Annotated in this window: 14 protein-coding genes; 4 read left to right on the top strand and 10 right to left on the bottom strand. The window is 70.8% G+C overall.

Annotation, left to right across the window (positions count from 1 at the left end; all coding sequences use genetic code 11):
* Together ABH928_RS29405 and hutH are read right to left on the bottom strand one after the other, a co-directional pair.
* The coding region (locus ABH928_RS29405) for a hypothetical protein (RefSeq protein ID WP_370071668.1) at nt 1-114 on the bottom strand (114 nt) is incomplete at its 3' end.
* Between the two features lie 55 nt (nt 115-169).
* Nucleotides 170-1,711, bottom strand: coding sequence for a histidine ammonia-lyase (gene hutH, locus ABH928_RS29400; protein WP_370071665.1), 1,542 nt, complete (start codon nt 1,709-1,711; stop codon nt 170-172).
* Between the two features lie 150 nt (nt 1,712-1,861).
* On the opposite strand from hutH, the gene ABH928_RS29395 reads away from it, so the two are divergent.
* Entirely contained in the window at nt 1,862-2,623 is a 762-nt protein-coding gene (locus ABH928_RS29395; RefSeq protein ID WP_370071664.1) for an IclR family transcriptional regulator, read from the top strand.
* Between the two features lie 110 nt (nt 2,624-2,733).
* On the top strand, nt 2,734-5,472 hold the full coding sequence (locus ABH928_RS29390; protein WP_370071663.1) for a beta-eliminating lyase-related protein: 2,739 nt from the start codon (nt 2,734-2,736) through the stop codon (nt 5,470-5,472).
* 96 nt (nt 5,473-5,568) lie between these two features.
* Here ABH928_RS29390 and ABH928_RS29385 read toward each other — a convergent pair whose 3' ends face one another.
* The 7 genes from ABH928_RS29385 to ABH928_RS29355 all read right to left on the bottom strand — a co-directional run bounded on the left by ABH928_RS29385 (nt 5,569) and on the right by ABH928_RS29355 (nt 10,700).
* The gene (locus tag ABH928_RS29385; protein WP_370071662.1) at nt 5,569-6,657 is read right to left on the bottom strand and encodes a methyltransferase domain-containing protein; all 1,089 of its coding nucleotides are present in this window, start codon (nt 6,655-6,657) and stop codon (nt 5,569-5,571) included.
* Nucleotides 6,654-7,631 (bottom strand): ATP-grasp ribosomal peptide maturase, encoded by a 978-nt coding sequence (gene tgmB / locus ABH928_RS29380; RefSeq protein ID WP_370071661.1) that lies wholly within the window; start codon nt 7,629-7,631, stop codon nt 6,654-6,656. Before tgmB ends, ABH928_RS29385 begins: the two co-directional genes overlap by 4 nt.
* A 3-nt stretch (nt 7,632-7,634) precedes the next feature.
* Nucleotides 7,635-7,892 carry a putative ATP-grasp-modified RiPP gene (gene tgmA / locus ABH928_RS29375; protein WP_370071660.1) on the bottom strand — a complete coding sequence of 86 codons (258 nt, stop codon included), beginning with the start codon at nt 7,890-7,892 and terminating at the stop codon, nt 7,635-7,637.
* A 136-nt stretch (nt 7,893-8,028) separates the two neighbouring features.
* Entirely contained in the window at nt 8,029-8,877 is an 849-nt protein-coding gene (locus ABH928_RS29370; protein WP_370071659.1) for a helix-turn-helix domain-containing protein, read from the bottom strand.
* Nucleotides 8,878-8,899: 22 nt separating this feature from the next.
* Nucleotides 8,900-9,424 (bottom strand): DUF6879 family protein, encoded by a 525-nt coding sequence (locus ABH928_RS29365; protein WP_370071658.1) that lies wholly within the window; start codon nt 9,422-9,424, stop codon nt 8,900-8,902.
* Entirely contained in the window at nt 9,396-9,659 is a 264-nt protein-coding gene (locus tag ABH928_RS29360) for a hypothetical protein (protein ID WP_370071657.1), read from the bottom strand. Before ABH928_RS29360 ends, ABH928_RS29365 begins: the two co-directional genes overlap by 29 nt.
* 363 nt (nt 9,660-10,022) lie before the next feature.
* The gene (locus ABH928_RS29355) at nt 10,023-10,700 is read right to left on the bottom strand and encodes an SGNH/GDSL hydrolase family protein (RefSeq protein ID WP_370071656.1); all 678 of its coding nucleotides are present in this window, start codon (nt 10,698-10,700) and stop codon (nt 10,023-10,025) included.
* Between the two features lie 209 nt (nt 10,701-10,909).
* On the opposite strand from ABH928_RS29355, the gene ABH928_RS29350 reads away from it, so the two are divergent.
* Together ABH928_RS29350 and ABH928_RS29345 are read left to right on the top strand one after the other, a co-directional pair.
* A complete protein-coding gene (locus ABH928_RS29350) occupies nt 10,910-11,512 on the top strand; it encodes a TIGR03086 family metal-binding protein (RefSeq protein ID WP_370071655.1) in 603 nt (200 codons plus the stop codon).
* 244 nt (nt 11,513-11,756) lie between these two features.
* Nucleotides 11,757-12,608: a SigB/SigF/SigG family RNA polymerase sigma factor gene (locus ABH928_RS29345; protein ID WP_370071654.1), complete on the top strand. Its 852-nt coding sequence runs from the start codon at nt 11,757-11,759 to the stop codon at nt 12,606-12,608.
* 24 nt (nt 12,609-12,632) lie between these two features.
* On the opposite strand, the gene ABH928_RS29340 is transcribed toward ABH928_RS29345, so the two are convergent.
* Nucleotides 12,633-13,055 (bottom strand): ATP-binding protein, encoded by a 423-nt coding sequence (locus tag ABH928_RS29340; protein WP_370071653.1) that lies wholly within the window; start codon nt 13,053-13,055, stop codon nt 12,633-12,635.
* Nucleotides 13,056-13,092: the final 37 nt, after the last annotated feature.

The following is a 13,092-nucleotide window of genomic DNA, read 5'->3' as shown; positions in this document are numbered from 1 at the left end:
AACCTCCGGATCCAGATTGTTGTTCAACATCCGCAGGGCGGCCTCCTGCTGCCAACCCAAAGTGCTGAGCCCCGTACCACGTGCGGCACGGACCGGCTCGGTGCGAATCGTCATGTCGAAGTCCTTTGGTGCTGTGGGAAAGCGTGGGGGAAAGAGCGGCGGGAGAGCCTCAGTGCAGGCGGCCGGTGACAGACTCGGCGGCGGCCAGCGCGCGGCCGTCGGCGACGTACTGGACGGCGGCCTCGATCTCGGGGGCGAGGTAGCGGTCGGTGCCGGGGCCCTCGACGTGCTCGCGCAGACCGGCGCGGACGGCCGCGGTGGCCGGGGCCGGGCTGAGCGGGGCACGCAGGTCCAGCGCGCGGGCGGCGGTGAGCAGCTCGATCGCCAGGACGCGGGTCAGACCGTCGACGGCGCGGCGCAGCTTGCGGGCGGCGGACCAGCCCATGGAGACGTGGTCCTCCTGCATCGCCGAGGAGGGGATGGAGTCCACCGACGCGGGCGCGGCCAGGCGCTTGAGCTCGGAGACGATCGCGGCCTGGGTGTACTGGGCGATCATGTGGCCGGAGTCCACACCCGGGTCGTCGGCGAGGAACGCGTTCAGGCCGTGGCTGCGGGCGACGTCGAGCATCCGGTCGGTGCGGCGCTCGGCGACGGAGGCGATATCGGCGACCGAGATCGCGAGGAAGTCGAGCACACAGGCGACCGGCGCGCCGTGGAAGTTGCCGTTGGACTCGACCCGGCCGTCACGGGTGACGACGGGGTTGTCGACGGCGCTGGCGAGCTCGCGGTCGGCGACGGTCTCGGCGTGGTCGAGGGTGTCGCGGGCGGCGCCGTGCACCTGCGGCGAGCAGCGCAGCGAGTAGGCGTCCTGGACGCGGGTGCAGTTGGCGGGGTCGCGGTGGCTGGCGACGATCTCCGAATCGGCGAGCACCGCGCGCAGGTTGTGGGCGCTGGCGGCCTGGCCGGGGTGCGGGCGCAGGGCCTGCAGGTCGGCGGCGAAGACGGCGTCGGTGCCGAGCTGGGCCTCGACGCTCATCGCGGCGGTGATGTCCGCGGTGGCGAGCAGGCGGCGCAGGTCGTGGGCGGCGAGGACGAGCTGGCCGAGCATGCCGTCGGTGCCGTTGATGAGGGCGAGGCCCTCCTTCTCCTTGAGCACCACCGGGGTGATGCCCGCGGCGGCGAGCGCCTCGCCGGCCGGGAGGAGCGTGCCGTCGACGTCGCGGACCTCGCCCTCGCCCATGACGGCGAGCGCGCAGTGGGCCAGCGGGGCCAGGTCGCCGGAGCAGCCGAGCGAGCCGTACTCGCGCACGACCGGGGTGATCCCGGCGTTGAGCAGGTCGGCGTAGGCCTGGGCGGTGGTCAGCCGGACGCCGGTGCGGCCGGTGGCGAGCGTGGAGAGACGCAGCAGCATCAGCGCGCGGACGACCTCGCGCTCGACCTCGGCGCCGGAACCGGCGGCGTGCGAGCGGACCAGGCTGCGCTGGAGCTGCGCCCGCAGCTCGTGCGGGATGTGACGGGTCGCCAGCGCGCCGAAGCCGGTGGAGACGCCGTAGTGGGGCGTGACGTCGTCGGCGAGGTCCTCGATGACCTTACGGCTGCGGGTGATCTCCTCCTGGGCCTCCAGGGAGATCTCGACAGCGGCCCCGAGACGGGCGACGGACACGACTTCGTCGGCGGAGAGCGGGCCGACCCCGACAAGCACCTTGTTCATGGCATCTATGAAGCACCAGGTCACAAGGGGTTCACCAGAGGTTTCCCCGGGCTTGTGTCTGGGATCCCAGACATTCGGCCGTGCAGTCGTCTGGGATACCAGACGCTGCCGGCGGGCGGGAACCAGGGCCCCGCGGGTTACCCTCCGGGCATGTCCATCGTGCCCGCGGCGGCCCAGGTGCTGGCCGTCCTCAGGTATCTCGCCCGCCAGGCGGCACCGGTCCCGGCCGCCGCCATCAGCCGCGACGTCGGCCTGCCGCGGTCGACCACCTACCACCTGCTCGACACGCTCACCGCGGACGGCTTCGTCGTCCACCTGCCGGAGGAACGGCGCTACGGCCTGGGCGTCAGCGCCTTCGAGCTCGGCTCCGGCTACTCCCGGCAGGCCCCGTTCCAGCGCCTCGCCCGGGTGCCGCTGGCCCGACTGGTCGACCGCACCGGCCACAACGCCCACCTGGCCGTGCTGCACGGACGGGAGGTCCTCTATCTGATCGAGGAGCGCGCTCCGGGACGCGCACCGCTGGTCACCGAGGTGGGCGTGCGGCTTCCGGCGCAGCTGACCGCGAGCGGCCGGGCGATGCTGGCACTGCTGCCGAACGCGCAGCTACGGGCGCTCTTCCCGGACGCGACGGCGTTCGTGCAGCGGACCGAGGTGGGCGGGCCGCGCTCGCTGACGGCGCTGCGCACCCGACTGGTCGAGGTGCGCCGCATCGGCTTCGCCACCGAGGACGGCGAGGTCACCCTCGGCTTCTCCTCCGTCGCCGCGGCGGTGACCGACCGCACCGGCCACCCGGTCGCGGGGGTGGCGATCACCTACGAGAGCAGCTCCGTCGACACCGCCCAGCAGGAGCAGTTGGCCGCGGAAGTGACCCGGACGGCACGGGAGCTCTCTCGAAGGGTGGGCGGCCGTTGACGCCTGCGTGAGTGGACTTATACATTCCACCCACCTGTGAATAGGTTGATGCAGACGGTACGACCGGCCCCTCCCTCGCGACCGGCTCCGCCTGCCGAAGGGAACCTGAGATGGACGCCCACGCCGAGCCGCCCGCTTTCGCCACCACGACCGAGGCGGTGGACGAGAACGTGTACAACAGCGTCCACCGCCTGCGCGCCGACGCCTGGGCCTCCCTGGAGGAGGCCGCGCGCCGCCTGGCCACCCTGCCGCGCACGAGCGAGGCCCGCACCGATCTCGACGCCCGCGTCGAGGAGCTGCTCGACCTGCTCGGCCCGATCGAGAGCTGCTGGTCCTCCCCCGGCACCGTCGTCCTCGGCGAACTCCGCGCACTCCACCGGGCAGGCGAGGAAGGGAAACTGACGGAACGTCTGGCCGAGGTCCGGCGCGCCCGCAGCCCCTACGAGACCGACGCCTCGAATACGCCCGACGACGCGACCGAGGCCACTGTGGGCGCCGAACCGGCCCGTCCGGTCTTCGAGGTACTGGTCGTCGACGAGTTGACGCCGGCCGAGGAGCGGTCGCTCCGCGCCCGACTGCATGCGCTGCGGCGGCCCGGCGACGAGTTCGCCTACGAGCTGGTCGTGGTGGACAGCTTCGAGGACGCGGTCATCACCTCGCTGGTCAACGTGCGACTCCAAGCCGTGGTGATCGGCCGCCGCTTCGCCGGGCGCTCCCGGCACGACCTGCGTCTGCTGCGCCGGTTCTTCACCGGGACCGCCGACGACGACAGCGACGGCAACCGCGGCGACGAGCAGTCCTTCGACCGCAGGGTGCGCCGCCTCGGCTCCCGACTCTCGTCGATCCGCCCGGAGTTGGACCTCTACCTGCTGGCCGACGGCTCCGTCGAGGTGCTGGCCGGGTTGGTGGACGGCCGCTTCGCCCGCGTCTTCCACGCCCGTGACGGGCTGCTGGAGCTGCACCTGTCGATCCTCGAAGGCGTCGGCCGCCGCTACCGCGCGCCGTTCTTCTCCGCGCTGGAGGCGTACAGCCGCCGTCCCACCGGCGTCTTCCACGCGCTGCCGATCTCGCGCGGCTCCTCGGTCGCCGGATCGCCATGGCTGCCGGAGATGACCCGCTTCTACGGCATGAACACCTTCCTTGCCGAGACCTCGGCGACCTCGGGCGGGCTGGACTCGCTGCTCGACCCGACCGGACCGCTGCGCGAGGCGCAGGAGTTGGCCGCGAAGACCTTCGGCGCACAGCAGACCTACTTCGTCACCAACGGCACGTCCACGGCCAACAAGATCGTGGTGCAGGCGCTGGTCCGGCCCGGCGACATCGTCCTGGTGGACCGCAACTGCCACAAGTCCCACCACTACGGGCTGGTCCTGGCCGGGGCCCATGTCGTCTACCTCGACTCGTACCCGCTGGACGAATACGGGATGTACGGGGCGGTACCCGTCGAGGAGATCAAGCGCAAGCTGCTGGAGTTCCGCGCGGCCGGCACGCTGCACCGGGTTCGGCTGCTGATGCTGACCAACTGCACCTTCGACGGCGTGGTCTACCACCCGGCCCGGGTCATGGAGGAGTGCCTCGCACTCCACCCCGAGCTGGCCTTCCTGTGGGACGAGGCGTGGTTCGCCTTCGCCCGGTTCCACCCCGTCTACCGCCCGCGCACCGCCATGGCCGCCGCCGGGACGCTGCGCGAGCGCTTCCGCGATCCCGAGTACCGGGCGCGGTACGCCGAGCAGCAGCGCGAGCTGGGTGAGAACCCGGACGACGCAGCGCTGCTGACGCACCGTCTGCTCCCGGACCCGGCGCGGGCCCGGGTCCGCGTCTACGCCACGCAGTCGACCCACAAGACGCTGACCTCGCTGCGCCAGGGCTCGATGATCCATGTCCACGACCAGGACTTCCACCGGCGCGCCGCGGAGACCTTCCGCGAGGCGTACATGACGCACACGTCCACGTCACCCAGCTACCAGATCCTCGCCTCGCTCGACCTGGGCCGCAGGCAGGCCGCGCTGGAGGGCTTCGGCCTGGTCCGCAAGCAGGTCGAGCAGGCGGGGCTGCTGCGCGACGCCATCGAGGAACACCCGCTGCTCCGCCGCTACCTGCACTTCCTCACCACGCCCGAACTGATCCCGGACCACTACCGCACCTCCGGCATCGACCAGCCGCTGCGCGCCGGGCAGGCGGCGATGGCCCGCGCCTGGGCGGAGGACGAGTTCGTGCTCGACCCCACCCGCGCCACGCTCTCGATCGGAGCCACCGGCATCGACGGGGACACCTTCAAGCACGAGCACCTGATGAACCGTCACGGCGTGCAGATCAACAAGACCACCCGCAACACGCTGCTCTTCATGACCAACATCGGGACCACCCGCAGCACGGTCGCCTACCTGATCGAGACCCTGGTCCGCCTGGTCCGGGGCCTGGAGGACGACGCCGACGCCCGCAGCCCGCGCGAGCAGGCGGCACACCGCCGCCGGGTGGCCCAACTGACCACACAATCCGTCCCGTTGCCGGACTTCAGCGCCTTCCACCCCGCGTTCCGCCCGGGCGGCGCGACCCCGGAGGGCGACATGCGCGCCGCCTTCTACCTCGCCTACGACGACACCCTCTGCGAGTACCTCACCTCCAACGAGGCCAACGCCGCCCTGGCCGCGGGCCGCGACCTGGTCTCCGCCACCTTCGTCACCCCGTACCCGCCGGGCTTCCCGGTCCTGGTCCCCGGCCAGACGGTCACCCCGGAGGTCCTCGCCTCCATGTCGGCGCTCGACACCCGCGAGATCCACGGCTACCAACCGGACCAGGGCTACCGGGTCTTCACCGAGGAGGCCCTCAAGGCCCGCTCCGGCTCCTGATCGTGGGGCACGCGCTGCCACATTCGAACGCGTGACGTCGGGAGCGGGCTAAGCGTCCAGCCTCGGGACCTGTCGGACGCATGCAGGACCGGGAGGTCAGGCGAACGCGGCCTCGGGCAGGTCCCAGCCGGGACCATCCTTGGCACGCCACCAGGCGCGCTGCCGCTCGGCGGTGAGGGTCAGTCCGAACTCGTCGCGGGCCGGGGTGGTGGCGAAGGTCGTGTGCAGCTCCTCGATGACGTCCCACAGGCGTCGGGGGCCGATCTGCCGCACGGCTCCGTCCGTGCGGGCAGTCGCGGTCGAGCCGTCCGGTGTCCAGATCCCCACGGCGGTGACGTCGCCGCTGCTGTCGGACCAGGTGCACGAGCGGTAGCCCGGCAGAGCGAGGGCGAGCGGGAACTGGAGCCGATCCACCTCGGTCACGGGGGCCTCGGTGCTGGTCGGTCGTACGTCGTCCAGTTCGGCGAAGCGTGGTTCAGCGCCTGGAGTACGGCTGCCCATGAAGTACGCGCCTTGCGGCAGGAACTGCGCGCGGGCGTGGCGGTCGTGGACGCTGACCTCGGCGAGTCCCCAGCCGATCGGTACGACCATCACCGCGCCGTCGGCGGACTGGTCGATCCACTGCCACGGAATCGACTGCATGCCGCAGGTGGCGATGATCCGGTCGAAGGGAGCCCGCCCGGGTACTCCGGCGACGCCGTCCCCGGTGCGGACATGCGGCTGGTATCCGCAGGCAGCCAGGCGTTCCTCGGCAAGCTTGGTCAGCTCGGGGTCGACGTTGACCGTGGTCACGCCTGCGTCGCCGAGGACGTGCGTGAGCAGCGCGGAGTTGTAGCCGGTGCCGGTCCCGATCTCGAGGACACGTTGGCCGCCGCGCACGTCGAGGGCGTCCAGCATGGTCAGCATCAGGTCCGGCTCGCTGGACGACGAAGTGGGCATCTCGTCGGTGAGTTGGGTCGTCAGCGCACGGTCGGCGTAGGCACCTTCCAGGTGTCCGGCGTCCCCGGCCGTGATGGTGTGCCACTGGCCGGCCGCATCCTGCTGGTGGAACACCGGGACGAAGAGGTGCCGAGGCACGGCCCGGACCGCGTCGACCCACCCCGGGCTGTGTCCCGATTTGGCCAGGCGCTCGGCGAGGGCTGCCCGTAGGGCGCGGGTCTCCTCGGTGTCGACGGCCACGGTCATGCGATGGCTCCTTGCAGGAGTGAGGCGTGGGCCTCGGCGATCGGGAGTTTCGTGGCGGCAGCGATGAACTGCCATTGTCCGGCGGGGTTGCACTCGAAGAACACCCACTCACCGGCCGGGGTCACAGCGAAGTCGTAAGCGCCGTAGTTCAGTTGGTAGTGGGCCTGGAAGCGGCACACGCCGTCGGCCACGTGGTCGGGCACGGGGACGGGCTCGTACTCCAAGGCGTCGTAGTCGCTGCGCCAGTCGACCTCGGCCTCGGCGCTGCGGGCGTGGATCGCCACGGAGAACATCTGGTCGCCCACGACGGTCAGCCGGACCTCGAACGCCTTGGGTACCCATTCCTGGAACAGGTGCGCGGTCAGCTCCAGTGACTCGTCCAGTTCGGTCGGCTCCAGGCGACGCGTCGGCAGGATGGTGGGAGGTGCGCCGGGGATGGTGATCGAGGCGGAGGCGACCGGCTTGACGATCAGCGGCCCGTTGATCCCCTCGGCCCAGGCACTGGCCCGGGACAGGCTGTTGGTCAGCAGCGTCCGGGGTACCCGTAGGCCGCAGGCGGTGGCCGCTACGAGCTGGCCCGGCTTGTGTGCGGCGGCCCGGTACACGTCGGGGTGGTGCATCCACACCACCGGCAGCGACCCGAGCACCTGCACCATCCCAACCAGCGCCTGAGACTGTGCCCACGCCCGATAGTGCTCCGGGACCTCGGGCGCGATGACGGGCAGGCCGGGCCGCCTGTAGTAGACGGCCCGGACCTCCTCCAGCCGCACCGCGCGAGCACTGGTGGCCAGATGCCCCGTCCAGCCCGGTCGGTCCCCGTCGTGCTGGGCGGCCAGGTCGAGGTGCTGGGGGAAGCGGGCGAGGTCGAACCGCATCGTCGGCACGGCTCGCTCGGCGAGGGCCTGCACCACGAGGTCCGCTGTGGGGTCGAGTTCCTCGGCGACGACCAGGACGTGCCCGTGCGGCGCGCCCATCGGCTACGCCACCAGGTCGCCGGGGAAGGCGTACGGGTCGCTCTGCTCATCCGGCGGGTTACCGGGCGACGTGTCGTTGTTGGTGGCGGTGCTGGAGGCTGCCATGGGCGTCTCGGCCCACAACGAGCCGTCCGGCGCCACGTTGACCTGCCGGCCCGGGTCGAACGCGAAACCGCTCGGGTCGATGGCGACGGTGTATGCGGGCTGGAGGCCACGCGCGCCGAACGGCACGCCACGGCGCTCGACAGTGATGGTGGACATGGTGCTCCTTCCGTTACTGCGGACAGGGCGGTGGGGTACTGCGAATGGGGCAGTGGTGCGGCCTCCCTGGCGGCCTCAACCAGACTGGCCGTCAGGGATACGCACACTCAACGAATTTGCAGCCCTTTGCACGGCTTCACCCGAGCGCGTCCATCGCCGCCAGGACCAGCGCCCGCGCGGCTGCCCCGTGAACAGCGAGATCTGCGAAGCGTGCGAACGCCTGCACGTACAGGGCGACGTCGCTGGGCGCAGTGACCGTCACCTGGGCGGACAACAGTTCCACGGCGGCCCGCTCACCGTCGAAGAGGTTGAACGTCTCCACAGGCCACATGTGGCGAGTCGCGGTGGACGGGATAATGCCGAGCGAGACGGCCGGCAGTGACATCGCTTCGAGGAGATGGCCGAGCTGACCGGCCATCGTCTCGGCGTCACCAATGCGGTACCGCAGGACCGACTCCTCCACCACGAAAGCGAACTGGTGTCCGCGCTGGTGGATGACGCCGGCTCGGGTCAGGCGGACGGCCACGGCGTCGGCGACGTCGTTGGGGATGCACCGGAAATCGGCCACGGTGGAGAGAAGCGCGGTGGCGTACGCCTCGGTTTGCAGCAGCCCCGGGACGACCCGCGACGAGTAGGCCCGCAACGCGCGGGTGCGCTGGTACAGCGGGATCCGGGACTCCTGGAGCCTGCGCAGCCCGGTGCGGGTGAGTCTGCGCCACTCCATGTACATCGAATCAGCGTCGCGGTTCTTCGCGATCAGGTCGTCCGCCTGGTCGTCGGCCCCGCACGCCGAGCACCAAGCTCGGATATCGCTGTCGGAGGGGGCTGTGCGGCCGTTGATGATCCGGCTGGTCTTCGAGCCGTGCCACCGGCACCGGACAGCCAGCTCGCCGCCCTGAAGCCCTGCGTCCAGCATGATCTCGCGCAGACGATCTGCGACGGCCTGGCGGGCAGCCTGGGCGCTGGTGGAAGGCGAGACGGGCATGGGCCGGCTGTCCGTTGTCGTGCTAGACGGTGTACTGGTGGTGCGGGATCGCGCGCTCCCACACCGCCTCGAAGGCGTCGGCACAGAGCTTCGCCACGGCTGGGTCGTCGCTGAACGATGGTCCGGCCGATTCACCCTCGCCCGTGAAGTGGTTGAACCGGACGATCCGGCCGTCGAACAGCCAGAAGTCGTTACCCGGCAGCGCAAGATCGGACGCCTGCCGCCGGGGCAGCCAGCGGATCAACTCACCGGCCGTGACGTTGGTGAACGTCCCCGAGTGCTCGTAGCGGATGTAATCGCTGACCGGCTCGGAGACAATCCGGGCGCGGCGGATGACGACGCCACGGGCCACGGTCTCGCTGATCAGGCCAAGCCAGGGGCGCCACCAGGACGCACGGTCAGCCGGGTCGTACCGGAAGCCGTCGCGCCACGCCGCGAACGCCTCACGCTCCTTCTCCACGCTGTACGAGTCGCGCATCTCCAGGTGGACTGCGGAATACTGAGCCTCCGCCAGCTGCTCAGCGAAGCTGGGCACGCTCGACGGCATCGCACGCCTCCCTCAGAGCCGGAACCATGCGAGCCGGGAGACGGAACACGCCCTCGGTGTCCGGGATACCGGTCTTGTGTCCGGCCACCCACTGGGTGTCGCTGATCTTGTCCACCATCTCCGGACCGGCCTTCCAGCCCTGGATCACGATCTCCTGCGCGTCGTTGTCGACCCACACCGTCGGGCACTCGTCGTCACCGGTGTTGGGGTCGATCCCGATGAACCGTAGGTCCACTGCGCCCTCCCGTATCAACCTGTTTCCACGGTCTTGCACGTCCACCGTTCCGGTTTACCGGCGGACCGTCAAGGGCGCTTGGTTGCAGCCTGGAAGCAACGGCGTCCCTCAGCTCGGGGAACCTTCGCGCACAGCGTCGTGGGCGCGGTGATCTCGTTGTGGAAGAACTCGGTGTCGTTCATCGGGTCGCCCACTGGGTGAGTCGAACTGGGTCGCGATCGCCAGCCGGACGACGTCCGGGCGCGCATGAAGCGTCAGTTCGACGTGCTCGCCGCAGAGTTGCTCGGCCAGGACGGTCGACTCATCCTCCCTCATGCCGCGTTGCTGGCTTCTGCCCAGCGCTGAGCCTGCACCCAAGGCCTGTTACAGCGGCGAGAGTTCGCCCAGACCCAAGGCGCGCAGGGTGAGGTTGGCCATCTCCAGATGGCCGACCGGGTTCGGGTGGGCCGGGTTGTCGAGCCACGGGATCGGGTCGGCGTCCTGGAAACGCGCCCGCCAGTGCGCCTCGTGGTCGACCAGCAGGGCGCCCGTCTCGGCCGCGATCTCGCGCACCGCCTGGCAGTAGGCCGGTTGTTCACCGCGGGCGCCACGGCCCGCCAGGCTCACCAGCACCGGGGTGTGCACCACGACCTGCACGCCCGCGCACTCGTTCCGACTCCTGGCGATGATCGCGTGCATCGCCTCCCGGAACTCGTCGAGCCCGGCCAGACCCGCCCGCGCGTCGTTGGTGCCGAGGGAGATCGACAGCACGTCCGGCCGGAACCGGCCGATCAGGTGCTCGAAGGAGCCGAGGACATCGGGGGCTCGCCACCCGGAGACGCCGGTGTTGACCACGATGTCGGTCAGCCGGTCGAGCTGCCAGCGGATCCGCTCGTGCAGGTGCTCCACCCAGCCGCGTTCGCCGTGGGTGTGGAGCACGGCCTGGGTGATGCTGTCCCCGGCCATCACCCAGGTCATGGGCTCGCTGGAAAGCCTGATCACGTCGTCCTCCCCGATGATGCCTACGCCGGCGGGGTGCACCGCCGGAAGGGAGTTGATCATAGCCAGGGCCACCGACCCGCGACACGCGCAAGCAGGACACCTGATGCCAGCCTCTGGCATCCGGCGCGAGCTGATGGCGACCTGGACACCCTGCGCGCCGGGGCAGTGGCCTCCGATGCCTGGCCGGAGCTGCGACGTGTGAAGTCCGCTGGACCGGGCACTCTCCCAGTCCGGGTGCAAGCCCGGAGAGGTAGTCGAGGAGTGACGACATGGTCACCTACGGTCGGCGGACAAGGGCGCTCGCCCAGCAGTCACTTGCCCAGCAGTACAGCGCGGCACTGGACCACTTCGGGCAGTTGGTCCGCCGGGTGGAAGTCCAGCAGTGGAGACTGCCCACGCCGTGCCCGCTGTGGACGGTCCGCGGTCTGGTCAACCACGTGACGGTCGAGCAGTTGTGGGTGACGCCGCTGCTGGCCGGCACTCCGGCGACCGCTGTGGGCGGCCGGTTCGAGGGCGACCTGCTCGGGGACGACCCGGTGCTGGCCTGGAAGCAGGCCGCGGCGGAGGCCGAGGAGGCCGTCCATGCCGACGGCGCGCTGGAGCGCACGGTCCGGCTCTGGCAGGGCCCGGCCCTCGCCGCGCATCTCTGCAGCCAGCTGGCCATGGACATCGTCGTGCACTCGTGGGACCTGGCCCGCGCGATCGGCGCGGAGGAGCAAATCCCGAGCGGCCTCGTCGCCTTCGCGCTGCACGAGGTCTCCGAGTACCCGGACCGGCTGGCCGAGTCGGGCCTGTTCGACAGCCCCCGCGCGGTCCCGCCCGGCTCGGACGCGCAGACCCTCCTGCTTGCCCTGACCGGCCGGGAGGCGTGACCGGCCGGGAGGCGTGACCGCGCCGAAGGCGAGTAGCTGCGTGTCGGCGGCAACCGTGCGTGCAAGAGACCCGAGCCGAGTGGAGTCAGGCGCTGGGAGCAGTCGGAAGGCGCCCGCTCGCTTGGTGACCGAGACGGGTAAATGTCCCAGGCAACGGGTAAATGTCCGAGTGGGCCCGTCGGAGCCGGGCGGGCCTGCACGCCGCCGTCGGGACGGCGCGTCCGCCACCCGAGGATCCCCGTCCATGCCCGCTTCTCCGTCATCCTCGCCGTCACGCTGGCCGACGGCCGGTGCCGAGCCGGTCCCCGGCCGACTTCCGTCACCACACGTCGTGGACACCGAGGACGCCCGTTCCCTCTCCCGTGAGCTGTTCCGACGCCTGCGCGAACTCGACGAGGGCACCGCGGACTACTCGTACGTACGCAACACGCTGGTCGAGCTGAACCTCGCGCTGGTCCGCTACGCGGTCGCGCAGTTCCGCCACCGCAACGAGCCCACCGAGGACCTGCTGCAGGTCGGCATCGTGGGCCTGATCAAGGCGATCAACCGCTTCGACCCCGCTCGCCACGTCGAGTTCTCCACCTTCGCGCTGCCCACCATCAGCGGCGAGCTCAAGCGTTTCTTCCGGGACACCACCTGGTCGGTACGGGTGCCGCGCCGACTGCAGGAACTTCGGCTCAGTCTGGCCAGGGCCCGTGACGAGCTCTCCCAGGAGCTCGAACGCCAGCCCACCGACGCGGAGTTGGCCGAACACCTGCACATCAGCGAGGCGGAGGTCGCCGAGGGCGTGGTGGTGAGCAACGCCTATGTCGCCGGCAGCCTCGAAGCGCCCGACCGCGAGGAGTTCGAGGGCCTCCAGAGCCGCCGGACCAGCTATCTCGACCGGGGCCTGGAAGGCGTCGAGAACCTGGAGAGCCTCAAGCCCCTGATCGCCGCGCTTCCGGAACGGGAGCGCACGGTGCTGGCACTCCGGTTCACCGCGGAGCTGTCGCAGGCGGAGATCGGGGAACGGCTCGGCATCTCGCAGATGCACGTGTCGCGCATCCTGTCGCGCACGCTCAAGGGCCTCCGTGAGGCCCTGCTCGCCGACGAGTGAGCGTCGCGTCCGCCGCCTCAGCCCTCAGGCGCGGTCGATCTCGAACCAGACCGCCTTGCCCTCCGGCCGGGTCTCACTGCCCCAGTTCCGCGCGAGCCGTTCGACGACCCGCAGGCCGTGCCCCCCGGGACGCGCCGGAACGGCGAGCGGTCGCAGGGTCGGCGGCTCGGAACTGGGATCGAGGACCTCGATCCGGAGCCCGGCGTGTCCGCAGCCGGAGACCGCCAGTTCACGCGGGCCCCCCGCGTGCAGACAGGCGTTGGTGACCAGTTCGGAGGTCATCAGCAGCACGTCCTCGACCACGGCGAGCTGATCCTCGCCGGGATCGTCGAGCCATCCGCGCGAGGCCAGGCTGGCCTGGACGAAGTCACGGCACCGGCCGACCACGCCCGTGGCGTCCACCAGCACCAGCCGGTCCACCGGCGACTCGTCGGTCGTGCCGCGCATGTGGTCCACCGCGCTCCTCCCTTCGCTCTCGGTCCGC

The sequence above is a fragment of the Streptacidiphilus sp. MAP5-3 genome, from assembly GCF_041262505.1.
Classification (GTDB): Bacteria; Actinomycetota; Actinomycetes; order Streptomycetales; family Streptomycetaceae; genus Streptacidiphilus.
Note: the sequence above shows the minus strand (reverse complement) of the source record. Positions and strands in the feature narration are given on the sequence as shown.

What these genes read in the sequence shown, in the direction of transcription:
- ABH928_RS29345 (WP_370071654.1), top strand. Translation starts at nt 11,757, where the DNA reads ATGCCCGCTTCTCCGTCATCCTCGCCGTCACGCTGGCCGACGGCCGGT.
- tgmA (WP_370071660.1), bottom strand. Translation starts at nt 7,892, where the DNA reads ATGTCCACCATCACTGTCGAGCGCCGTGGCGTGCCGTTCGGCGCGCGT.
- ABH928_RS29365 (WP_370071658.1), bottom strand. Translation starts at nt 9,424, where the DNA reads ATGCCGTCGAGCGTGCCCAGCTTCGCTGAGCAGCTGGCGGAGGCTCAG.
- ABH928_RS29350 (WP_370071655.1), top strand. Translation starts at nt 10,910, where the DNA reads ATGGTCACCTACGGTCGGCGGACAAGGGCGCTCGCCCAGCAGTCACTT.
- ABH928_RS29385 (WP_370071662.1), bottom strand. Translation starts at nt 6,657, where the DNA reads ATGACCGTGGCCGTCGACACCGAGGAGACCCGCGCCCTACGGGCAGCC.
- tgmB (WP_370071661.1), bottom strand. Translation starts at nt 7,631, where the DNA reads ATGGGCGCGCCGCACGGGCACGTCCTGGTCGTCGCCGAGGAACTCGAC.
- ABH928_RS29395 (WP_370071664.1), top strand. Translation starts at nt 1,862, where the DNA reads ATGTCCATCGTGCCCGCGGCGGCCCAGGTGCTGGCCGTCCTCAGGTAT.
- ABH928_RS29390 (WP_370071663.1), top strand. Translation starts at nt 2,734, where the DNA reads ATGGACGCCCACGCCGAGCCGCCCGCTTTCGCCACCACGACCGAGGCG.
- ABH928_RS29370 (WP_370071659.1), bottom strand. Translation starts at nt 8,877, where the DNA reads ATGCCCGTCTCGCCTTCCACCAGCGCCCAGGCTGCCCGCCAGGCCGTC.
- ABH928_RS29355 (WP_370071656.1), bottom strand. Translation starts at nt 10,700, where the DNA reads ATGATCAACTCCCTTCCGGCGGTGCACCCCGCCGGCGTAGGCATCATC.
- ABH928_RS29340 (WP_370071653.1), bottom strand. Translation starts at nt 13,055, where the DNA reads ATGCGCGGCACGACCGACGAGTCGCCGGTGGACCGGCTGGTGCTGGTG.
- hutH (WP_370071665.1), bottom strand. Translation starts at nt 1,711, where the DNA reads ATGAACAAGGTGCTTGTCGGGGTCGGCCCGCTCTCCGCCGACGAAGTC.